Below are 20,543 nucleotides of genomic sequence, written 5' to 3' on the forward strand. Positions count from 1 at the left end.
CCCGACATAATTCATGAAAGAATAATCAGGCTTATACAGGGCGCTAACGGGCGGCAGCGCATTTTATTCCCTACCCGCGCACTCAGCGGAGGCCGCACTCAGCGCCTGCCAGCTAGCGGGAAGCGGGTTCGTACACCATTTGTAATGCCCGCGTGTCGCCGCGCACCGTGAGGTCGAGCACGGCCTGGCGGGCGCTGCGGTTTACTACCAGGGCCGTAGAGCCCTCGGCAAACCGCAGGCGGGCACGCTGGCCGGGCGCCAGGGTGCCCCGCGACACCACCGCACCGCTGCGGGGCCGCTCTGCCACCTCCACGGGCACGGGCCCGCTGTTGCGGCCCGCCACGGTGAAGCTTCCCGGCTGGCCTCCGCCCAGCGCAAACTGCTTGCCGGCATCGACCAGGAGGTGCGATTTGAGGTTGGACTGTGCGGCGGCAGGCAGGGCCAGGGCCAAGCAAAACAGGGCGGCTATCAAGCGTTTTTTCATGCGTGTAAGCGGAGGACTAAGTGATGTGCGATGAATGGCCCAAAGGTCTGTTTTCACCCCATCCACGTCGCTCCAACTTATGGCCTGGGACGTCCCAGATTATGTTTTGAGCCGCTCCAATTCCCCCGGCGCCCGCCCATCCAGCTTTTTAAACACTCGGTTAAACGTTGACTTTGAGTTAAATCCGCTTTCTAAAGCCACCCCTAGCAGGGAGTAGTGCGCAAAGCGCGGGTCGGCCAGCTTGCGGCGGGCTTCGGCTACCCGGTAGCCGTTCACGAAGTCGTTGAAGTTCTGCCCGCAGCCCGCATTGATGGTGCGCGAGAGCGCGGCCGGCGTGCTGCGCAGGCGGTGGGCCAGCTCGGTCAGGGTCAGCTCGGGCTCCAGCCAGGGCTGCTCGTCGCCCATCAGGGCCAGCAGCTTGTCGCGCAGGGCCAGCAGCTCGGGCGTCAGGGAGCGGGCCCGGGCTTTTCGTCGGCCAGCCTTTCCTGCTCAGCCGATGCCTGCGCCGGGACTGCGGCGGCCGTGCTTTCCTCGGCCTCAGACCGGGCCGCCGGGCCCGCCTCCTCGAACCGCAGCGGGCTGGTCGCCGCCGCGTAGTTGGCCTGCAGGCCCACCACGATAAGCCCATAAATCAGGATGCCGCGCAGGGCAAAGGCATTCCAGGCCTGGTCGTAGCTGAAAGGCCCGAGCAGCGCCTCCAGCCCCGACACGCTCAGGCTGAGGGCCAGGGCCAGCAGCTGCAGCACCAGCAGCTGCCGCAGCCCGGCAAAGCGCAGCCGCTCGGGGTCGGAGAAGTTGTCGTTGAGGTAGCGGCGGTAGCGGCGGTAGTCGGCCAGCATACGCAGGCCATAGCCCAGCAGCAGGGCGTAGCCCAGCGCCTCCAGCGCCGGATTGAGTTGGTCGAGCCAGCCCGAGGCGCGCCCTTTGGTGCCAAAATGGTCGGGCAGAGCCAGCCCCCGCGCCCCGCGCAGCCACAGCAGGTCGTAGGCCGCCGCCAGGGCAAACAGCCCTACCTGCCCCAGGGCGGGCAGCAGGTGCACCCACTGCCGGCGCAGGCTGAATGCCTGATTGGTGAGGCTGCGGAAGTATAGGTAGTAGGCCGGCCCCAACGCCAGGCCCAGCTGCCAGGGCACGTAAAACATTAGGGTGGTGAAGCCGTCGTGGCTGTCGTACCAGCCGGCGTAGCCCAGCAGCCACTGCGCCACGCTCAGGGTGGGCAGCAGCACCAGCTGGGCCAGTAGCGCATCGGCCAGCTGGCTGCGCCATACAGCCCGGGCGAGCAGCCACACCGTCGCCACCAGGCCCGGCACCACAAAGGGCAGCAGCAGCGCAGTATGGGGGCCAAAGGAGAAGACCATGACCACGAAAGTACACGGAGCGGCCTTGGCAGCCCCGCTATTTTGCCTTAGCTTTGAACAACGCCCTGCTTCTTCCCTACCGCCAGCCGCCTTATGCACATTCTCCGCCACGTCGACCTTACCCGCGTCTTTTTCGTCGACATCGAAACCGTGCCCGGCCACGCCACCCACGATAAGCTGCCCGAGCCGCACCGCCCGCTGTGGGAAAAATTCTGCGGCAAGCGCCACGCCAAGGAGCTGGCCGAGGGCAAAACCCACGACGAGCTGTATGCCAACGCCGGCCTCTACGCCGAGTTTGGCAAAGTGGTGTGCATCTCGGTGGGCTTTTTCCGCTATCTGACCGACGACACCCTGGAGTTCCGCGTCAAGTCTTTTGCCGATGCCGACGAGTGCGAGGTGTTGCGCGGCTTCGGCAAGTTTCTGGAGCGCTTTGCCCCGGCCAGCCACGAGTACCGCCCCAAGCTGAGCACGGCTACCAAGGAAGGATTCTACCTCTGCGCCCACAACGGCCGCGAGTTCGACTACGGCTACCTGGGCCGGCGCATGCTCATCTGCGGGCAGGGCATTCCGCCCATGCTCGACGTGGCTGGCCATAAGCCCTGGGACCTGCCCCACCTGCTCGACACCATGGACTTATGGAAGTTCGGCGACGGCAAAGGCTACATCAGCCTGCCCCTGCTGGCCGGCATCTTCGGCATTCCCTCGCCCAAAGACGACATCGATGGCTCGCAGGTAGGCCACACCTTCTGGGTCGAGAACAACCTCAAGCGCATCGTCACCTACTGCGAGAAGGACGTCATCACCACCGCCCGCATCTACCTGCATTTCAGCGGGCAGAAAGACCTGTGGAGCGACGAGGCCGTGGTGCACACGCCCTGGCCCCCGCTGGCCGTGCCCGCCATGCGGGTGCTGGCGTAGGACCCAAGGGTGGCAGAGGTCGCCGTATTATTACGGCATGAAACGTCGATTCCTGCCCATACTCAGCCTTTTTGCTGCACTGCCCGCTGCAGCCCAAACGCAACCCACCCTCACTGGTCCTGCCTTTATCCGCGACAGCCTGGCCAGCTACGTGCAGCGCGGCCTTCGGCTCTGGAACATTCCCGGCCTGGCCGTGACGGTAGTGAAAGACGGGCAGGTGGTGGTGTCCCAGGGCTTTGGCGTGAAGGCCTTGGGCAAGCCCGACCCAGTGGATGCCAACACCCTGTTCATGATTGCCTCCAACTCCAAGCTGTTCACGGGCACGGCCCTGGCTCAGATGGAAGAAGAGAAAAAGCTCCGGCTCAACGACCCGGTGCGCAAGTACCTGCCCGACTTCCGCCTCTACGACTCCACCACCACGCGCCAGGCCACCATCCGCGACATTCTGAGCCACCGCGTGGGCACCAAGACCTTTCAGGGCGACTTCACCTTCTGGGACTCCAACCTGAGCAAGGCCGAGATTGTGCAGAAGGTGCGCACCCTCAAGCCCAGCCAGTCCTACCGTCAGGAGTACGGCTACTTCAACGCCGGCTTCCTCACCGCCGGCGAAATTATTCCGGTGGTGAACAATGGCCAAACCTGGGAAGCCTTCGTGCAGCAGCGCATCCTCACCCCGCTGGGCATGAGCCGCAGCTCGCCGCTCACGGCCGGCTTCGGCCAGCGCCAGAATATTGCCCTGCCCTACTCCACCACCTACAGCACCACGCCCGTGCAGCTGCCCTTCGATGAAATCGACAACCTGGGCCCGGCCACCAGCCTCACCTCCTGCGTGAACGACCTGAGCCACTGGCTGCAGTTTCAGCTCGACTCGGGCAAGTACCAGGGCCGGCAGGTGCTGCCCTGGGCCACGCTGCGCCGCACCCGCGAGGGCAACACCATCAGCAGCACCACCAAGTCGCCCATCCTGCCCATCCACTTCCGCATCTACGCCCTGGGCGTGTACACGGCCGACTACGCCGCCAAGCAGATTTACTGGCACACCGGCGGCGCCAACGGCTTCGTCACCAACGTGTGCTTCGTGCCCGAGGAGCGCCTGGGCATCAGCGTGCTCACCAACCAGGACAACCAGAGCTTCTTCGAGGCCCTGCGCTACCAGCTGCTCGACGCCTACCTGGGCGTGCCCTACGTGGACCGCAGCCGGCAGCTCTACAACATCGCCCACCCCGGCGACCTGGCTACCTACAAAGCTGTAGACGAGCAAGCCAAGCGCGTGGCCCAGAAGAAAAAGCCCGCCCGCAAGCTGCAGGACTACGCCGGCACCTACCAGAACCCGGTGTATGGCCCCGTCACCGTGGAAGCCAAAGGCAAGCAGCTGCTCATCCGCTTCTCCCACCACCCCAAGCTCACCGCCGCCCTGGATTACATGGACGGCGAAAGCTTCCGCAGCACCTACTCCAACCCGGCCTATGGCATTTACCCCGCCACCTTCACTGTGGAGAATGGGCAGGTAAAGACCATGGAAATCAAGGTGAATGAGTTCCTGGAGCAGGACCCGTATGTGTTCAGCAAGCAGTAAGTAGGAATGATGATGGCGCGGGGCTCTGCCCCGCGCCATCATCATTCCTACTACTTCAACGTCGCCAGGTCAATCACAAACCGGTACTTCACGTCGCCCTTCATCATTCGCTCATAGGCCTCGTTGATGTCAGCAATGTCAATCATTTCAATGTCGGACATGATGTTGTGCTCGGCGCAGAAGTCCAGCATTTCCTGGGTTTCGGCGATGCCACCGATAAGGGAGCCGGCAATGCGGCGGCGCTTGCCGATGAGGGCGAAGGCGTGCAGCTCCGGCGCTTCCGGGGGCACACCCAGCAGAATCATGGTGCCGTCGCGACGCAGCAGGTTCACGTACTGGCTCAGGTCGAGCGGGGCTGATACGGTGTTGATGATGAAGTCGAAGTAGTTGCGGACGCTCTTCAGCTCCTCGGCGTTTTTGGTCACCACAAACTTGTGGGCGCCCAGGCCTTCGGCATCGGCCTTTTTGTTGGGCGAGGTGCTGAGCACGGTTACTTCGGCACCCATGGCGGCGGCCAGTTTCACGGCCATGTGGCCCAGGCCACCCAGGCCCATTACCGCCACGCGGTGGCCGGGGCCCACCTTCCACTGCCGCAAGGGCGAGTAGGTGGTGATGCCGGCGCAGAGCAGAGGCGCTACGCGGGCCAAATCCAGCTTTTCCGAGACCTTGAGCACGTATTGCTCATCTACCACAATCTGGTTGGAGTAGCCGCCGTAGGTGGGCGAGCCATCGCGCTCGCGGCCGTTGTAGGTGCCCACCATGCCTACTTCGCAGTACTGCTCCAGGCCTTCCTGGCAGCTGGGGCAAGTGCGGCAGGAGTCCACCATGCAGCCCACGCCGGCCAGGTCGCCTTCCTTGAACTTGGTTACTTCTGCGCCTACCTGGCGCACGCGGCCCACAATCTCGTGGCCCGGCACCATCGGAAACATGGAGCCGCCCCACTCGTCGCGCACCTGGTGAATGTCGGAGTGGCACACGCCGCAGAACAGGATTTCAATGTGGACGTCGTGGGGGCCTGGCTCCCGGCGCTCGAAGCTGAATGGGGCCAGGGGTACGTTGGCGGCGGGCGCCGCATAGGCTTTGGATGGAAGCATGTTGGAAGGGAATTATGAATTATGAGTTATTGATGTTCTGCCGGGGCTGGCGCGAGTTTTACGCGACGAAGTGGAGTGTAAGTCGTGCCCTGCATGACCGGAGGCTGCGCCTCCGCCGTCGGCGCCGCTGGACCGATTAACAACCAGCCGTTCTGACAACAGTTCTCGCGGGCGAGTTGAAAACCCGCATCATGAATTGGCACGAGTTACGCTTTGCTGCGCTAAACTCGCGCCAGTAGCAGCTGGTTGGGGCATTCCATGCTCTTCCAGCAGAATGGCATCAACCTGCTCGCGCATGCGCCGGAGCGACTCGCGGGCAAAGCGGCGCTGCAGCATGCGCCCGAACAGCTTAAAGCCCAGCCAGTAGAACGGGTTGCGAATCTGACCCAGCTGCGACACGGCGTGCATGCGAAACTCGACGGCGCCGGTGTTCAGGTTTTTGTGAATGGTGAAGTCAATCTGCCCGCGCTCGAAGTGGCCGGTAAGGGTGCGGTAGCCGTAGCCCCACACCCGCTCCGGGCCGGCGGGCGTGTCGCGGGCAGGCTCGTCGGTCACGCCACTCACGCGCACCCCAAACCAGAAGGTGAAGAACAGAAACCGCGCCCGCAGCAGCATAATACGTTTCTCCAGCGGCCCTTCGGGCTGGAAGATGCCGGTAATGAGGTCGGGCGGCGGAAAGGAGTAGCGGCGCAGCACTTCCTGGGCGGCGGCAAAGGTGCCGTTGGGCTCCGGCGGGCCGGGCGCTTCGGGCGGCAGCTCGGTGGCGTAGTCGTCGATGCGCCAGCCGGTTTCGCTGGTGTACTCGCTTTGCCGGGTGATGTCGTAGTTAACTTCGGCCTCCGCGTAGGCTTCGAGCTGGGCGCGGTGCTGCTCCCACAACGGCGGCGCGGTGGTTGCGGGCGCTTTAGTCATGGCGTTCGAGGCGGTTGTGTTGCCCGGCGGGCTCCGTAAGGGTTTCAACCGTGACATCGCCCAGGGCCTGCCCGCCGCTGGCCTGGGCCACGCGGTGGCAGAACTCCACCCAGGTGGCCTCCTGCACCTTTTTGCCAATGCCCAGCGTGTCGTAGGCAAAGGCCACCAGCCCGTCGCGGGAGCGGGCCCGGGAGCGGATTTCAAAGTGTAGCACGTCGGGCCGCCCGTCCAGGTTATGGGCCTCGAAGCGGATACGTCCTGCCTCGGGGTGGCCTTCCAGCGTGATGAACTCAAAGGCAGTAGCTCCGACCTCGGTCACGCGCACGCAGCCGTTCCAGGGCCCGAGAATGGTAATGTGAAACTCGTCGCCCACCTGCAGGCCATTGTCGGCGCCGGCTTGTTTTTCGAAGCCGGCCAGCAGCTCGGGCGAGAAGCGGGGCACGTCGCAGCGCACCTCGGCCATGAGCTCAGCCGGGCTCAGCCGCGGCCGGGCCACGTCGATAAAGTAGCGGCGCTCCAGCCAGGGCCCGGAGCCCTCGGTAGCCGGCTGCTCAATTTGCGGATGGTCAGACACTGCGTTATTTAATTAGAAATTATGAATTATAAATTATAAATGAGCCTGGCGACTCAATTCTAACCTGCGTATACGCCCTTCCCAGGCTTAAGATTTTCAATACCCCAACAACACGCAAACAGCCCGGCCCACAATTTATAATTCATAATTTTTAATTTTTAATTCAATAAAATGGCCTACTACCGCCCGCCCGGCCCGCCGCCCGACCCCGTACTTGTGCGCGAGCTCACCGAGCGGCAACAGCAAATGCGCCAGCAGGTACGGCACGAGCCCCTGCCTGGGGAGCCCCGCCTCATTGCCGGCTGCGACTCCTCCTTCCCTACCCCCGACACGATTCTGTCGGTGTTCGTGGTGTTGCAGCTTCCTACCCTGGAGCTGGTCGAGAAAGTGTACAGCTACGGCCCCGTGGACATGCCTTACGTGCCGGGCTTTCTGTCTTTCCGGGAAGCGCCCAACGTGATGGAGGCTTTCAGCAAGCTGAAGAACCCGCCCGATGTCATCATGGTAGATGGGCATGGCATTGCCCACCCGCGCCGCATGGGTATCGCCGCCCACCTGGGCGTGCTGCTGGATATGCCCACCTTTGGCGTTGCCAAGCAAAAGCTCACCGGCCGCTTCACCGAGCCGGGCACTGAGCGGGGCAGCATCGCACCGCTGCTCGACAACAAAACCGACGAGGTAATCGGGCAGGTAATCCGCAGCAAAGACAAGGTGCTGCCCTTGTTTGTGAGCCCCGGCCACCGCTGCGACCAAGCCGCGGCCACCCGCCTCACCCTGGCGTGCCTGCGCGGCTACAAGCTCCCCGAGCCCACCCGCCTGGCCGACCACTGGGCCGAGCAGTTTAAGAAAGAAGTACGGGAAGCCTAGCCCTGGTTTGAGGTAAAAGGACATGCTCACTTTTTAGTTGTCAGTTGTTAGTTGTCAGTTGTCAGACTGTTCTTTCAAAGCAGATGTCAGAACATTCCTGACAACTGACAACTGACAACTGACAACTAATCAACCCGTTTACTACTTAACCCTCAGGTCGCAACTCCCTCAAGCAGCGTTTGCAGGCTTTCGGCGGCCTCGGCCGGCAGCTGCAGCAGGCGGGCTACGGCTTCGTACACGGCCCGCGGCCCGCCCTGCTCGGCGAGTACGCCGGCATCGAGCGGGCGCTGCTGCGACTTGGAGAGCTTTTGCCCGGCTGCGTCGGTGAGCAAAGGATGATGCAAAAACTGAATCCGGGTGGCGTTGAAGGCCGCCGTTTCGGGCAGCTGAGCAGCCAGCCAGAGCTGGGCGGCCGTGCTGGGTTCCAAGTCCTGGCCCCGCACAATGAGCGTGGTACCCAGCCGCAGGTCGTCGACCACCGACGCCAGCTGGTAGGCCGGCACGGCGTCCTTTTTACGAACCACAAAATCGGGCATCAGGGCCCCCAGGGGCAGGCTCCGGAGGCCTTGCCAGGCATCGTTTACTGCAACCATGGTGCCGGCCGGTACCAGCGCGCGCCAGGCTGCGCCCGGCGTTTCCAGGGGCACTGCCACGTCGAAGCTGCCGGTGCGGGAACGGCGGCTGGCCCGCAGCAGGCCCGGCTGCTGGGCCAGCCGCCGCAGCACGGCGTGGTAGGCCGGCAGGTGCAGCAGCTGCGAGTGGTGGCGCAAAAAGTCATCCGGGCCGCTGGGGCCCCGGTCGTAGTCGATGCCCAGCCAGTCGACGACGCGGAAGATGTTGTCGAGGTAAGGACGGCGCAGGCGCGCCCGGTCCAGGTCGTCGATGCGCAGGTGCAGCTGCCCCCCGGCCTGGCGGGTGAGCAGCCAGGTCAGCACGAAGTTTACGGCGTTGCCGAGGTGCAAAAAGCCGCTGGGCGTGGGCGCAAGGCGCGAAATGACGGGCGAAAAAGCTGGCATTGGCACCGCAAGTATAAGGGCTCGGCAACGCGGAGTTCCAGTCCGCGCCGGAACGCAGGTAGCTGCGCGGACTGGAACTCCGCCTTACCACTACATTTACCAAAGTTTCTATTTCCAAAACCTCCGTACCTTGAAGCAACGCTAGCGGCCGGCTAGCGGTCAGCCCTGCACTCACCCTTCCTCCTGCTTATGCGACTGCTCTACTCACCACTTCTACTCCTGAGCTTGTTTTTCGGGAGCTGCGTGAATAAAACGCCCGAACCTGACACCGAGCCCCGCTTCCGGCCCATACTGATGGCCCGCGCTCAATTTGAAGATGCCGTTTCCGGCCAGCCGCCGCGGGCGCTGCATGTACCCGGCAAAATCTTCGTCACCAACCGCTACTTGTTCATCAACGAGCAGTACCAGGGCATTCACGTGTTCGACAACGCCGACCCGGCCCGGCCCGTGGCCCTGCGGTTTCTGCGCATTCCCGGCAACATCGACCTGTCCGTGTACGGGCACCTGCTCTACGCCGACAGCGGGCCCGACCTGGTAGTGCTCGACATCAGCAACCCTGCCAGCGTGCGCGTGGCCGGCCGCACCCGCAACGCCCTGCCGGAGCTGCAGCCACCGTTCCGCAACGTGCGCCTTGCCCCCGAGTTTCAACCTGCCAACCGCCCTGCCAACTCCGTAGTGGTGGGCTGGGAAAAACGCTAAGCCATGAAGACGCTCTATTTCCTTCGATTGGCCGTGCTTTTCGGCCTGGGCCTGACCCTCAGCAGCGGCGGCTGCGGCGACTCCAGCAGCGCCTCGCCCAGCGTTATGAACAGCGCTTCGCCCGGTGGCGGTGGCGACGGACAGGCCGGCTCCACGGCCCGCTTCGCCATCCTGGGCAGCACGCTCTATGCCGTGGACGATACCAGCCTGCGCACCTTCGACCTGAGCACGCCCGAAGCCCCCGTTGCGGGCCCCGTCGTGAATGTGGGCATGGGGGTGGAAACAATTTTTCCGCAGGCGCCTTATCTGTTCATCGGCAGCCAGATGGGCATGTTTATTTACAGTGTTGCCGGCAGCACGCCCCAGCGCATTGGCGCTTACCAGCACGTAGCCAGCTGCGACCCGGTGGTGGTGGATGGCCGCTACGCCTACGTAACCCTGCGGGAAGGCACGAACTGCACCCGGGGCGTAAACCAGATGGATGTGGTGGACCTGGCCAACCTAAGCCAGCCCCGCCTGGCCCGCTCCTACCCTCTTACGCGCCCGCACGGCCTGGGCACGGATAGCTCCCTGGTATTTGTGTGCGATGGCGGCAATGCCATCAAGGTGTTCGACGCCACCAATACGCCCACGCTGCGGCAGGTGCGCAGCTTCGACGTGGCGGCCACCGACGTCATCGCCCGGCAGGGGGTGCTGCTGGTTACCGGCAGCGACGGCCTTTACCAGTACCGCTACCGGGCCGCCGCCAACGGCGGCAGCCTGCAGCAGCTGAGCCGCATTCCCGTTACTCCCAGGCAATGAAGCGGCGCAAAGCAGTATTCCTTTCGCAGCTGTTCGCGTCAGCCTTTCTTTTGCTGACGGCTACCTCCGCTCAGGCCCAGCTGGCACCCGACTCGGCCCGTCTGGTGCTGAAGGCGGGTGTGCTGCGCCTGTTATCGCGCACCTACCAGCTGGAAGCTGAATACCGGCTGGCCCGGCCAGTCAGCCTAACCCTGGCCCCGCGGCTGCTGGCCGGCACGGTCCCCAGCGGTATTTCACCGGCAGCCAATGAAGCCGGCGACAAAGTGAGGGGGTACGGCCTCAGCCTGGGCCCCCGCTTTTACCTGCCCGGCGCCGATACGGAAGGCGCCCAGCTGGCCGGCCTGTACCTAGGGCTGAAAGTAGATTACCAGCAGCTGCGGCTCAGCTACCAGCGCGAAGCCTGGGCCGAAGACCCTGGCCCCGACGGCCTGCTTTACTACACCTTCCGCCCCCGTGAGCTTACCGAAAGCATTCGCCGCGTAGGGGGAGTGGCCACGATAGGCTACCAGTGTCAGGTGTTCAGCCCCCGTTTCCGCATTGATGCCGCCGCCAGCCTTAACCGGCTGAGCAGCACCTCCAGCGCTGGCAACGACAGCCGCTATCTTACCTCCGCAAACGACTACGGGTATTCCGGCTCCTTCTTCACCCTCGACCTGAACCTGGGCTTTGTGCTGAAGTAGCCATTTCTACCGGCTGCCGGTTATCATCTGCTTGGTATTGATTGCCGTGGTGTGATTTAGGGCCGATAGCGGCAGTCTTACTACACCAGGGCTAACGATTCCACGCGGCCTGCTGCAGCACCACGCGGTAGCCATCGGGGTCCTCGAAGGTGAGGCCTCGCTGGTCCCAGTAGGGATTGTAGAAAGGCGCCGCTGCACCGCCTGCTGCCACTCGTCGGGCTCGGGCAGGTAGAACACCAGCAGATGGCCGCAGGCTGGGCGCCCGGCCTGCGGCATGCCGGGGCTGGTGGGTAAACTCCAGGTGGTAGGGAGCCCGGGCATGGCCCAGCCTTACCCCGTCGAAGCCGTTGTGGGCAGTGAAAGCCGCCAGCTGCTGCAAGCCCAGCCCTTCGCAGTAAAACCGGAGGAGGGCCGCCAGATTATCGGTTGGGCGCGCAACGCGAAGCGTAGGAAACCCCATCAGCCGTGAAGCAGAAGCCATTGAGGTGATGTCAGAAAATGACAGGAGCATTAAACCGAATATAATTGGCGAAGTCTAGCCCATATTCGTTGCTTAAGCTCCGTTTTTATGCCCCCTTTTTTACGGCTCCTTCTTTTCGTCACGCTCGCGCTGATGAGCTCCCGGGTAGGGGCCCAGACGCCGGCCATATACTTTCCGCCCCTTACCGGAACCGCCTGGGCAACTACTACCCCGGCCAGCCTGGGCTGGTGCCAGCCCCAGCTCGACTCCCTGCTGGCCTTCGTAGGCCGCAAACGGACCGATGCTTTCCTCATGCTTAAAGATGGTCGCATTGTGGTGGAGCGCTACTACGGCACCTACACCGCCGACTCCATTCATTACTGGGCCTCAGCCGGGAAGTCTCTTACTGCCACCATGGTAGGCCTGGCCCAGCAGGATGGCCTGCTGTCCATCAACGACAGCGCCTCGCGCTACGTGGGCCGGGGCTGGACCAGCACCACGGCCGCCCAGGAGCGGCTCCTGCTGTTGCGCGACCAGCTTAAGATGACCACCGGCCTTGATGATACGCCGCCGGCACCCTGCGACAACGAAAGCAGCACTCCCGCCTGCCTGCGCTACCTCACCACGCCGGGCAGCCGCTGGGCTTACCACACCGGCCCCTACCACATACTGGAAGATGTCGTAACCCGCGCCACCAGCTCGGTCAGCTTTACCCGCTACACCAACCAGCGCCTGGGGCAGCGCATTGGCATGGCAGGTTTCTGGTACAACTACGTATTCTACAGCCGCGCCCGCGACATGGCCCGCTTCGGCCTGTTCATTCTGGCCCGGGGGACCTGGAACGGCACGCCTATCCTCACCGACCAGGCTTACTTCCAGGCCATGACCATGCCCTCCCAGACCATGAACCGCAGCTACGGCTACCTCTGGTGGCTGAACGGCCAGAGCAGCTACATGCTGCCGGGACCTCAGCAAACGGTTTTTCCGGGCTCCCTCATTCCCGCCGCTCCCGCCGACCTGATTGCGGCCCTGGGCAAAAACGACCAGAAAATCTACGTGGTGCCCAGCCTGGGCCTGGTAGTGGTGCGCCAGGGCAACTCGGCCGGCGCGCGCACGGCCGCCGTCTCGTCCTTCGATAACGAGCTCTGGACGCGCATCATGGCCGCCATGTGCCGCCCAACGGCCACCCGCAGCAGCAGCCCGGCCGGCTTTGCTGCTTTTCCCAATCCGGCCGCCGACCAGCTGACGCTTCGCCAGCCAAACGGCAGCAGCACGTCCATACGTCTGCTCGATGGCCTGGGCCGCGTAGCCCGGCAGGAGGCAGTTGCCGGCCCTGAAACGCTGCTTTCCCTCGCAGCCCTAGCTCCGGGCCTCTACACCGTGCAGTGGCTCGATGCCAACCACCAGGTGCGGGCCAGCCAGCGGGTAGCGCGGCAGTAGCGCCGGGCGGGGCCCGCGAACAGGGCGGGGAATGGAGCCAGGCGGCTGGTATCAGGCCACTACTGTATTCTGCCCGGCACATACTGAACACTGCTTTTCACTCGTTTAGCCAAGCGAAAAGTCTTTTCCCCAGGCCTGCCGGCCTTTGCATTGCCTTTTCGCATTTTTTAGCCAGCTTTACGAATGAAGTAAGTGGCAGCGCCTTAACCTGAGCGTTGCCTGCTTGTAGCTCCTTTCTTCCCATCAACGAACCCCGGCGCTTGCCCATGAACCCCACATCCACCTTGTCTGCAATCGCTGCCGGCCTGCTGCTGGCGCTTACTGCCAGCGCCCAGGAGTCGTACAATACTTCTAACGGCCCGGGCCGGACTGTTGCGAAATCCGACCAGCTCTTCCGCAAGACCATCTGGCGGCAGCTGGACCTGCGCGAGAAGCAAAACAAGCCCATGTTTGCCTCTGGCCAGGAAATTTCCAGGATTCTTATCGAAGCCGTCAAGCGCGGCGAGCTAATGGCTTATGAAAACGACTCCCTGCAGCGGACGCTAACGCCCAGGCAAGTAGTGCGGAACATGTCGTATGCCGAAGAGCGGTTCTACGATGAAGACTACCTGCCCCAAACGCCTATTAGCAGCACTACACCCGGCAATACCAGCTTCGGGCGATGGGGTATTTCCGATGATGGCAGCCGAAAAGCCCAACCCAGGCTCGACAGCCGCGGCCGGCCGGTGAAAGACTCAAATGGACAGGTTATAATGGAAGTTGTGTTATTTTCTGGCTACGAGGCGCCGGAACAGAACCTTTATGAGTACCGCTACAAAGATTTATACGAGCTGGAGCTACGGGAAGACGCCATCTTCGACAAGCGCCAGTCGCGCATGACCTACGAAATCAAATCCCTTACCCTGCACGTGCCGGCAGCTTTGCCCACTAATATCGCCGGCATCGAAAGGCCGGTTGCTTCGTTCCGGTACAGCGACGTGGTAAGGGTGTTTCGCGCCAATCCCGAAACGGCCGTCTGGTTCAACACCCAGAACGAGGCCGCCAGCCATAATCTGGCCGATGCCTTCGCCCTGCGGCTGTTCAGCTCCTACGTCACCAAAATTTCCAACCCCTATAACCAGCGCTTTGATGAGCTGGCTGGCTACGGCAGCCAAAGCCTGAAGGCAGCATCCAAACAGACAAGCGAGATGCTGGAGTACGAGTATAACCTCTGGAGCTTTTGATTGCTCTCGCATAGTAATTGCACTTTGGTTTCGGTGCCTTACCCGGTAGTGCGTAAGTTTGCAGCCAATTCGCGGGCCTGTTCTTTCTCCCGCAACGCGCCCAACCCGCTCGTTCATGCTGACTGCTTTACTGCTTTTCCTCCCCCTGGCCGCCGCGCTGCTGCTTCACTTCACCAAAGGAGGCACCGCCCGGGCCCTGGCCCTGGGGGCTTCCCTGGCCGAATTTGGCCTCGCCGCTTACGCCGCCGTTTCCTATAAAGTGCAGGGCCCCGCGGCCTTTGACCTCAACTATGCCTGGATTCCGTCGGCTGGCATCAGCTTCCATGTAGGCATGGACGGGCTGAGCCTGCTGCTGGTGCTGCTCACCACTTTCCTGGTGCCCATCGTGCTGCTCACGGCCTTCAAGCACGACTACCGCAACCCCTCGGCCTTCTACGCCCTGGTGCTGTTCATGCAAACCGGCCTTATCGGCGTATTCACTTCGCTCGACGCCTTTCTGTTCTACTTCTTCTGGGAAGTGGCCCTGATTCCGATTTACTTCCTGGCCGGCGTGTGGGGCAACAGCGAGCGCCGCATCCAGATTACGTTTAAGTTTTTCCTGTACACCATCATCGGCTCGCTGTTCATGCTGGCCGGCTTCGTGTACCTCTACCTGCAAACCGGCCCGGCCGGCGGGGCCGCCCACTCGGCCGACCTGCAGGCGTTCTACGGCCTCACGCTAAGCGCCGCCGAGCAGAGCTGGCTGTTCTGGCTGATTTTCGCGGCCTTCGCCGTGAAGATGCCCATCTTCCCCTTCCACACCTGGCAGCCCGATACCTACACCGAGTCGCCTACCCCGGCCACCATGCTGCTCTCGGGCATCATGCTGAAAATGGGCATCTACGGCACCATGCGCTGGCTGCTGCCCGTAGTGCCCCTGGGCGTGAGCCAGTGGCAGAAGCCGGTGATTATCCTGTCGGTAATCGGCGTGATTTACGGCGCCATCATTGCCATCCGTCAGCGCGACGTGAAGCGGCTTATTGCCTACTCTTCGCTGTCGCACGTGGGCCTGATGGCGGCGGGCCTGTTCTCGCTCAACACCATGGGCCTGCAGGGCACGGTGGTGCAGATGCTGGCCCACGGCGTGAACGTGGTGGGCATGTTTTTCATCGCCGACGCCATTGAGCGCCGCACCGGCACCCGCAACGTGGCCGACCTGGGCGGCCTCACGCGCCGCACGCCCGTGCTCACGGTGTGCTTCCTGGTGATGCTGCTCAGCACCGTGGCCCTGCCCCTCACAGCCGGCTTCGTGGGCGAGTTCCTGCTGCTGGCCGGCCTGTACCAGTACAACATGTGGCTGGGGGCCGTAGCGGGCCTCACCATCATCTTCTCGGCCGTGTACCTGCTGCGCATGTTCCAGCGCACCATGCTGGGCCCCGATTCGGCCTACTCCGAAACCATCACCGACCTCAGCGGCGGCGAGCTGGCCCTGATGGTGCCGCTCATCGCGCTGGTGTTCTGGATTGGCTTGTTCCCCAACTCTTTCCTGCACATTTCCGAGCCGGCGGTGATGAACCTGCTGACTTTGATTGGACGGTAACTCTTTAGTGCCCGGTGCTTAGTGCTTGGTGCTCAGCTTCTGAGTATTTCTTCTGAGTAACCGCGCTTCAGGCCACCCTGCCACTAAGCACTGAGCACCAAGCACCGAGCACTAACAACTGATATGACCTCAATCATTCTTCTCTCCGTTTTCGGTATTCTGAACCTGTTCCTGGGCTTCATGCGCTCCAACCGGATGCTGCTGCCGGGAGCCATCCTGCTGCTGCTGGCGGTGTTCGGGACCAACCTGGCCGACTGGAACCAGGGCACGCAGGTGTTTCACAACAGCATGCTGGTGGTGGACAACTACACCGTGGCCTTTACCGGCATCGTGCTGGTTACAACCATTCTACTGCTGCCTTTCTCGCGCAGCTACATCGCGGCCAACGAGCCCAACCTGGCCGAGTACTATGCCCTGCTGCTGTTCTCGCTGGTGGGCGCCATCATGATGATAGGCTTCGACCACCTGCTCATGCTGTTTGTGGGTATTGAGATTCTGAGCGTGAGCATGTACGTGCTGGCCGGGGCCGATAAGCGCAACGTGCGCTCCAACGAAGCCGCCCTGAAGTACTTCCTCATGGGAGCGTTTGCCACGGGCATCCTGCTGTTCGGCATGGCCCTGCTGTATGGAGCCACGGGCACCTTCACCCTCTCGCAGCTGAACACGGCCATTGCCACGCCGGCCAATGCCAGCCTGCTGCCCATGCTGCACATCGGCATCCTGCTCATGATTATCGGCATCGGCTTCAAGGTGTCGGCCGCCCCCTTCCACTTCTGGACGCCCGACGTGTACGAAGGCACGCCCACCTTCTTCGCGGCCTTCATGAGCACCGTAGTGAAGACGGCTGGCTTTGCGGCCTTCCTCAAGCTGCTGGTGCTGGCACTGCCTGCCGCCCAGGGCTTCTGGATGCCTACCATTCAGGCCATGTGCGCCCTCACGCTGCTGCTCGGCAACGTGGGTGCCGCCGCCCAGGGCAGTGCCAAGCGCATGCTCGCCTACTCCAGCGTGAGCCACGCGGGCTACCTGCTCATTGGCCTGGTGGCTACCAACGGCACGCTCACCGGCCCGGCCGCCGATGGCCTGTTCTACTACTCCCTGGCTTACTCGGTAGCCACCATCGCCGCTTTTGGTGTGCTGAAGCTGGTAGCCGAGCAGCGCGGGCGCGAAGACTACGCCGGCCTCAACGGCCTGGCCCGCACCAACCCCCTGCTGGCCTTTGTGATGACGGTGGCCATGCTTTCCCTGGCCGGCATCCCGCTCACGGGCGGCTTCTTCGGCAAGTTCATGATTTTCGTAGCCGCCGCCGACCAGGGCTACATCGGCCTGGTGGTGTTTGCCGTGGTGATGAGTATGGTGGGCATCTACTACTACCTGCGCCCGGTTATTGCCATGTACCTGCAGCCCGCCCCGGAAGATGCCGCACCCATCGTGGTAGATGGCACCCAGCGCTTCACGCTGGTGCTGCTGGCTTTAATTACGGTAGTGCTGGGCGTATTGCCGGGCCTGCTGGGCGGCATTCTGTAGTGGTGCTCAACCCATTTTGAAAGGCGGCCTGCGGGTCGCCTTTTTTATTGTCTGCGGTTAGAGGCCTGACGCAATTTCACGCAGTGCTTCGCAGTGGTTTGCGCAGTGTTTCGCAGTGTTGTTCTAAAGGGCATTGCAGCCATGCAATGCCTGGCCACGGCATTCTAGGCGGAATATGCCAGGCATAAGTTGATGTCCTCGCAGGGTCGGCGGAAAAATAGCTGGCCTTCCGTACAACTTCCTTGTTATCACTGCCGTATCAGCCGCCAGTTTTCTTCCTTAATCCTTGTGCTATGACTCTCAGCCCCCTCTCCCCCAGCAGCTCGCCGCAGCGGGCCTATCCGACGAAACCGCGCAAGGAGCAGCCCGGCATGGCGCCCATTCATGTGCCGGCTCCCAGCAAGCTGTGCCCGGTGTTTAGTACCGAAACTCAGGCTCCGCCCCGTACCGGCCGCGCCTGGATTAGCCTTTAAGCTCGCAAAGAAAAAACGACCGCACCCCCGCGGTCGTTTTTTCTTTGCATGGGTAGATGACCGGATGGCTCAGCAGCCAGCGGCAGCCGGGTATTGCCTCCCTTAACCAGGTGGCCACTTGCCTTATACCGTTGGCTCCCAGGCGGGCGAAGCTGCTGCGGGTTGTACCTTTCGTGCATGATACCCTTTACTTCGCCGGCCCAACGTGCCGGGCTATTGACTTCTCTGTTCGCCATCCTGCTGCTGGGGGCGCTTCCCACGCAGGCGCAAAAAAGCCTGGTGTTTCCGAAAATGGGCACCACCACCCAGTACCACCTCGTGGCCGGCCCGGGCGTTTCGCTCAAAGACAAGCGCACCTACCCTGCCCTTACCCTGACGCAGCGCCCGGAGCTGGTGAACGGCACGCAGTACATCAGCTTTTTTTACGCTTTCAAAAACGCCAAAGGCCTGCCCATGCCCTTCTTCAACGTGCGCCGCAAAGGCTCGGAAGTGCTGGCCCTGTTCATGGCCGGCGACAGCCTGGCACCGGCCAGGCTCAAGGCCTTGCGCGCCCAATACACCAACGGGCAGTCCGAAAGCCCGCTGTTGAAGTTCGACGCCACCACCGGGCAAAAATGGCGCTGCTACACCTGGACCGGCGACGACTCGTATGGCCCCAGCTACTTCGACGTGACGCTGGCTGAAATTCGTAAAACCGCAGGCGAGCCTGTGTACGTCTTCAAGCTGGAGGAAACCACCCTGATGCCCGACGGGGGCGTGCTGCGCGAGCTGCTGGTATCGCCCGACAAAGGCATTATCGGCCTGACGCTGCAGGGTGAGCAATTCCACCGCCTTACGTTTGAGGTAAATCCCGGACAGTAGCACCGGCTCCTTTCGCGGTAGTCTTATCACAAAAAAGAAGCCCCGCCACTTGCGTTGCGGGGCTTCACTGTGTTTCGCCGCTGATACCCAGCCCCGATTAATGGCGCCGCTTGGTAAAGTCGCCGAACATAACCCAGTCTTCCCAGCGCTTGCGGTGGGGGGCTACCTTGCCGCGCAGGTATTTTTCAATCATCAGGCCCGCGGCCGGCGCGGCTGAAATACCCCCAAAGCCGGCGTTTTCGATAAACACAGCAATGGCAATTTTGGGGTCTTCGGCCGGGGCGAAGGCGGCGAAGGTGGCGTGGTCTTCGCCGTGCGGGTTTTGCACGGTACCGGTTTTGCCCGCCACGGCAATGCCGTATTGGGCCAAAGAAGCAAACTCGGCCGTACCGCCGCGCCCATCTACCACATCCCGCATGCCGGGGATAATGTACTTAAACAGCGTGGTATCCACTGCCGTGTAGTGCTTTACGCGAAACTGCGGCAGCGGCCCGCCGTTGCCGATGCCGCGCACAAAATGCGGCGTGTAGTACCAGCCGCGGTTGGCAATGGTGGCCATCAGGTTGGCCATCTGCAGGCCGGTGATACCGATTTCACCCTGCCCGATGCTGAGCGAGTACACCGTGCGGTAGCGCCACTTGTGGTAGCCCTTGCGCTTGTCGTAGTACTCAGGGGAAGGAATCAGGCCCCGCTTTTCCTGGGCCATGTCCACGCCCAGGCGCTCACCCAGGCCAAACGACTTCACCATCTTCTGCCACTGCCCCAGCCCGATGCGGGCGTCCTCGTACTTGTTGGGCGACTGCTTGCGCAGCACGGCGGCCTGCATCACCTGGTAGAAGTAGGGGTTGCAGCTCTGCTTGATGGCGATGTTCACGTTTACGGGCGGCTCGTGGCGGTGGGTGCAGCGCACCAGCTTCCAGTTGCACTCAAACGAGGTGTTGGGCGTGACTACCCCCAGCTGCAGGGCCACCAGCTCGTTTACCAGCTTAAACACCGAGCCCGGCGGGTAGGTGGCCATAATGGGCCGGTCGAACAGCGGCTGGTTGGGGTCGTTGAGCAGGGCCATGTAGCGGTTGCCGGAGCCCTTGCCCGTGAGTAGGTTGGGGTTGTAGTGCGGGGCCGACACAAAGGCCAGCACCTCGCCGGTCTTGGGGTCCAGGGCCACGATGGAGCCGCGGCGGCCGGCCAGCAGCTTCTCACCGTAGGCCTGCAGCTCCGAGTCGACGCTCAGGTGCAGGTCCTGCCCGGCCACCGACAGCGTGTCGAACTCGCCGCCGCGGAAGGCGCCCTTCTCAATACCGCGCACGTTCACCATCTTGTACTGCACCCCGCGGCGGCCCATAAGCGTCGACTCATAAAAGGCCTCCAGGCCCGAGATGCCGATGTTTTCGCCAGGCTGGTACTTGGCGTACTTGGGCTTTTCGAGGAAGGCCGGCGTAATGGCGCCCACGTAGCCCAGGGCGTGGGCCATGTTGGGGGTGCGGTAGGCCCGGGCCATGCGCGTCCGCGGGTAGAAACCCGAAAAGTCGCTGAGCCGGTCCTGAATGGCCGCCAGGTCGGGCGTGGTCAGGTTTTGCAGCACCGGCGAGGGCTTGGTGCGTGAGTATTTCTTGGCCGCTACCAGGCTGGCCCGCAGGTTTTCCAGCGGGATTTGCAGGAGCTCGCACAAGGCCAGTGAGTCCAGCTGCTTCACTTCGCGGGGCACCACCATGATGTCGTACACCGGCGTGTTTTGCACCAGCAGCTGGTTTTTGCGGTCGTAGATGAGGCCGCGGTACGGAATCTGCACCAGGCGCTGCAGCGTGTTGCGGTCGGCGGCCAGCTTATAGGTTCCGTCCAGCACCTGCATGAAAAACAGGCGGGTCATGTACAGCAGCGCAATGGCCAGAAAGATGCCCTGCACAACGTATTTCCGGCCTTCCAGGTACTGCATTGTTTGGGGAGTTATGAATTATGAGTTATGAGTTATTTTCTTTCAAGCCGGAGCCAGAGGCGCATGCCAGC

Annotated in this window: 21 protein-coding genes; 12 read left to right on the top strand and 9 right to left on the bottom strand. The window is 62.6% G+C overall.

Annotated elements, in window-relative coordinates:
• Positions 1-112: 112 nt before the first annotated feature.
• From ABD919_RS13345 to ABD919_RS13355, 3 genes are all read right to left on the bottom strand, one after another.
• Complete coding sequence (locus ABD919_RS13345; RefSeq protein ID WP_345236520.1) at positions 113-484, bottom strand: hypothetical protein; 372 nt, start codon at positions 482-484, stop codon at positions 113-115.
• Positions 485-583: 99 nt separating this feature from the next.
• Positions 584-889 carry a helix-turn-helix domain-containing protein gene (locus ABD919_RS13350; protein WP_345236521.1) on the bottom strand — a complete coding sequence of 102 codons (306 nt, stop codon included), beginning with the start codon at positions 887-889 and terminating at the stop codon, positions 584-586.
• A gap of 41 nt (positions 890-930) precedes the next feature.
• On the bottom strand, positions 931-1,842 hold the full coding sequence (locus ABD919_RS13355; RefSeq protein ID WP_345236522.1) for a hypothetical protein: 912 nt from the start codon (positions 1,840-1,842) through the stop codon (positions 931-933).
• Between the two features lie 93 nt (positions 1,843-1,935).
• Here ABD919_RS13355 and ABD919_RS13360 point away from each other — a divergent pair, with 93 nt between their 5' ends.
• Together ABD919_RS13360 and ABD919_RS13365 are read left to right on the top strand one after the other, a co-directional pair.
• Entirely contained in the window at positions 1,936-2,760 is an 825-nt protein-coding gene (locus ABD919_RS13360) for a 3'-5' exonuclease (RefSeq protein ID WP_345236523.1), read from the top strand.
• Positions 2,761-2,797: 37 nt separating this feature from the next.
• Entirely contained in the window at positions 2,798-4,336 is a 1,539-nt protein-coding gene (locus tag ABD919_RS13365) for a serine hydrolase (protein ID WP_345236524.1), read from the top strand.
• Between the two features lie 50 nt (positions 4,337-4,386).
• Here ABD919_RS13365 and ABD919_RS13370 read toward each other — a convergent pair whose 3' ends face one another.
• The 3 genes from ABD919_RS13370 to ABD919_RS13380 all read right to left on the bottom strand — a co-directional run bounded on the left by ABD919_RS13370 (position 4,387) and on the right by ABD919_RS13380 (position 6,916).
• On the bottom strand, positions 4,387-5,430 hold the full coding sequence (locus tag ABD919_RS13370; protein ID WP_345236525.1) for an NAD(P)-dependent alcohol dehydrogenase: 1,044 nt from the start codon (positions 5,428-5,430) through the stop codon (positions 4,387-4,389).
• Positions 5,431-5,619: 189 nt separating this feature from the next.
• Positions 5,620-6,342, bottom strand: a complete 723-nt coding sequence (locus ABD919_RS13375) for a DUF1990 domain-containing protein (protein WP_345236526.1) — start codon at positions 6,340-6,342, stop codon at positions 5,620-5,622.
• A complete protein-coding gene (locus tag ABD919_RS13380; RefSeq protein ID WP_345236527.1) occupies positions 6,335-6,916 on the bottom strand; it encodes a DUF1990 family protein in 582 nt (193 codons plus the stop codon). The genes ABD919_RS13375 and ABD919_RS13380 overlap by 8 nt, the downstream gene beginning before the upstream one ends.
• A 171-nt stretch (positions 6,917-7,087) precedes the next feature.
• Here ABD919_RS13380 and nfi point away from each other — a divergent pair, with 171 nt between their 5' ends.
• Positions 7,088-7,783 (top strand): deoxyribonuclease V, encoded by a 696-nt coding sequence (nfi, locus tag ABD919_RS13385; protein ID WP_345236528.1) that lies wholly within the window; start codon positions 7,088-7,090, stop codon positions 7,781-7,783.
• Between the two features lie 152 nt (positions 7,784-7,935).
• Here nfi and ABD919_RS13390 read toward each other — a convergent pair whose 3' ends face one another.
• Entirely contained in the window at positions 7,936-8,799 is an 864-nt protein-coding gene (locus tag ABD919_RS13390; RefSeq protein ID WP_345236529.1) for a glutamate--tRNA ligase family protein, read from the bottom strand.
• Positions 8,800-8,988: 189 nt separating this feature from the next.
• On the opposite strand from ABD919_RS13390, the gene ABD919_RS13395 reads away from it, so the two are divergent.
• From ABD919_RS13395 to ABD919_RS13405, 3 genes are read left to right on the top strand one after another with little or no spacing between them, the layout of a single operon-like run.
• Positions 8,989-9,498 carry an LVIVD repeat-containing protein gene (locus ABD919_RS13395; RefSeq protein WP_345236530.1) on the top strand — a complete coding sequence of 170 codons (510 nt, stop codon included), beginning with the start codon at positions 8,989-8,991 and terminating at the stop codon, positions 9,496-9,498.
• Between the two features lie 3 nt (positions 9,499-9,501).
• Positions 9,502-10,299 (top strand): LVIVD repeat-containing protein, encoded by a 798-nt coding sequence (locus tag ABD919_RS13400; RefSeq protein ID WP_345236531.1) that lies wholly within the window; start codon positions 9,502-9,504, stop codon positions 10,297-10,299.
• Positions 10,300-10,349: 50 nt separating this feature from the next.
• Positions 10,350-10,979 carry a hypothetical protein gene (locus ABD919_RS13405; protein WP_345236532.1) on the top strand — a complete coding sequence of 210 codons (630 nt, stop codon included), beginning with the start codon at positions 10,350-10,352 and terminating at the stop codon, positions 10,977-10,979.
• 91 nt (positions 10,980-11,070) lie between these two features.
• Here the strand turns inward: ABD919_RS13405 and ABD919_RS13410 are convergent, their stop codons facing one another.
• Positions 11,071-11,460 (bottom strand): VOC family protein, encoded by a 390-nt coding sequence (locus ABD919_RS13410; protein WP_345236533.1) that lies wholly within the window; start codon positions 11,458-11,460, stop codon positions 11,071-11,073.
• Between the two features lie 87 nt (positions 11,461-11,547).
• On the opposite strand from ABD919_RS13410, the gene ABD919_RS13415 reads away from it, so the two are divergent.
• The 6 genes from ABD919_RS13415 (at position 11,548) to ABD919_RS13440 (ending at position 18,539) form a co-directional block, all read left to right on the top strand.
• Positions 11,548-12,879: a serine hydrolase gene (locus tag ABD919_RS13415; protein WP_345236534.1), complete on the top strand. Its 1,332-nt coding sequence runs from the start codon at positions 11,548-11,550 to the stop codon at positions 12,877-12,879.
• 284 nt (positions 12,880-13,163) lie between these two features.
• Entirely contained in the window at positions 13,164-14,102 is a 939-nt protein-coding gene (gene porN / locus ABD919_RS13420) for a type IX secretion system ring subunit PorN/GldN (RefSeq protein WP_345236535.1), read from the top strand.
• Positions 14,103-14,217: 115 nt separating this feature from the next.
• On the top strand, positions 14,218-15,681 hold the full coding sequence (locus ABD919_RS13425; RefSeq protein ID WP_345236536.1) for a complex I subunit 4 family protein: 1,464 nt from the start codon (positions 14,218-14,220) through the stop codon (positions 15,679-15,681).
• A 123-nt stretch (positions 15,682-15,804) separates the two neighbouring features.
• Positions 15,805-17,205, top strand: a complete 1,401-nt coding sequence (locus ABD919_RS13430; RefSeq protein WP_345236537.1) for an NADH-quinone oxidoreductase subunit N — start codon at positions 15,805-15,807, stop codon at positions 17,203-17,205.
• Positions 17,206-17,498: 293 nt separating this feature from the next.
• Positions 17,499-17,678 (top strand): hypothetical protein, encoded by a 180-nt coding sequence (locus ABD919_RS13435; RefSeq protein WP_345236538.1) that lies wholly within the window; start codon positions 17,499-17,501, stop codon positions 17,676-17,678.
• 177 nt (positions 17,679-17,855) lie between these two features.
• Positions 17,856-18,539: a hypothetical protein gene (locus ABD919_RS13440; RefSeq protein WP_345236539.1), complete on the top strand. Its 684-nt coding sequence runs from the start codon at positions 17,856-17,858 to the stop codon at positions 18,537-18,539.
• A 97-nt stretch (positions 18,540-18,636) separates the two neighbouring features.
• Here ABD919_RS13440 and mrdA read toward each other — a convergent pair whose 3' ends face one another.
• Positions 18,637-20,472: a penicillin-binding protein 2 gene (mrdA, locus tag ABD919_RS13445; RefSeq protein ID WP_345236540.1), complete on the bottom strand. Its 1,836-nt coding sequence runs from the start codon at positions 20,470-20,472 to the stop codon at positions 18,637-18,639.
• Positions 20,473-20,543: the final 71 nt, after the last annotated feature.

Origin of the sequence: Hymenobacter saemangeumensis, assembly GCF_039541835.1 — a bacterium.
GTDB lineage: Bacteria > Bacteroidota > Bacteroidia > Cytophagales > Hymenobacteraceae > Hymenobacter > Hymenobacter saemangeumensis.

Bases quoted from the DNA above. Each gene is read 5' to 3' on its own strand.
- ABD919_RS13395 (WP_345236530.1), top strand. From the start codon at position 8,989: ATGCGACTGCTCTACTCACCACTTCTACTCCTGAGCTTGTTTTTCGGG.
- mrdA (WP_345236540.1), bottom strand. From the start codon at position 20,472: ATGCAGTACCTGGAAGGCCGGAAATACGTTGTGCAGGGCATCTTTCTG.
- nfi (WP_345236528.1), top strand. From the start codon at position 7,088: ATGGCCTACTACCGCCCGCCCGGCCCGCCGCCCGACCCCGTACTTGTG.
- ABD919_RS13430 (WP_345236537.1), top strand. From the start codon at position 15,805: ATGACCTCAATCATTCTTCTCTCCGTTTTCGGTATTCTGAACCTGTTC.
- ABD919_RS13410 (WP_345236533.1), bottom strand. From the start codon at position 11,460: ATGGCTTCTGCTTCACGGCTGATGGGGTTTCCTACGCTTCGCGTTGCG.
- ABD919_RS13360 (WP_345236523.1), top strand. From the start codon at position 1,936: ATGCACATTCTCCGCCACGTCGACCTTACCCGCGTCTTTTTCGTCGAC.
- ABD919_RS13390 (WP_345236529.1), bottom strand. From the start codon at position 8,799: ATGCCAGCTTTTTCGCCCGTCATTTCGCGCCTTGCGCCCACGCCCAGC.
- ABD919_RS13370 (WP_345236525.1), bottom strand. From the start codon at position 5,430: ATGCTTCCATCCAAAGCCTATGCGGCGCCCGCCGCCAACGTACCCCTG.
- ABD919_RS13365 (WP_345236524.1), top strand. From the start codon at position 2,798: ATGAAACGTCGATTCCTGCCCATACTCAGCCTTTTTGCTGCACTGCCC.
- ABD919_RS13355 (WP_345236522.1), bottom strand. From the start codon at position 1,842: ATGGTCTTCTCCTTTGGCCCCCATACTGCGCTGCTGCTGCCCTTTGTG.
- ABD919_RS13375 (WP_345236526.1), bottom strand. From the start codon at position 6,342: ATGACTAAAGCGCCCGCAACCACCGCGCCGCCGTTGTGGGAGCAGCAC.
- ABD919_RS13440 (WP_345236539.1), top strand. From the start codon at position 17,856: ATGATACCCTTTACTTCGCCGGCCCAACGTGCCGGGCTATTGACTTCT.
- ABD919_RS13345 (WP_345236520.1), bottom strand. From the start codon at position 484: ATGAAAAAACGCTTGATAGCCGCCCTGTTTTGCTTGGCCCTGGCCCTG.
- ABD919_RS13435 (WP_345236538.1), top strand. From the start codon at position 17,499: ATGACTCTCAGCCCCCTCTCCCCCAGCAGCTCGCCGCAGCGGGCCTAT.
- ABD919_RS13415 (WP_345236534.1), top strand. From the start codon at position 11,548: ATGCCCCCTTTTTTACGGCTCCTTCTTTTCGTCACGCTCGCGCTGATG.
- ABD919_RS13425 (WP_345236536.1), top strand. From the start codon at position 14,218: ATGCTGACTGCTTTACTGCTTTTCCTCCCCCTGGCCGCCGCGCTGCTG.
- ABD919_RS13350 (WP_345236521.1), bottom strand. From the start codon at position 889: ATGGGCGACGAGCAGCCCTGGCTGGAGCCCGAGCTGACCCTGACCGAG.
- ABD919_RS13400 (WP_345236531.1), top strand. From the start codon at position 9,502: ATGAAGACGCTCTATTTCCTTCGATTGGCCGTGCTTTTCGGCCTGGGC.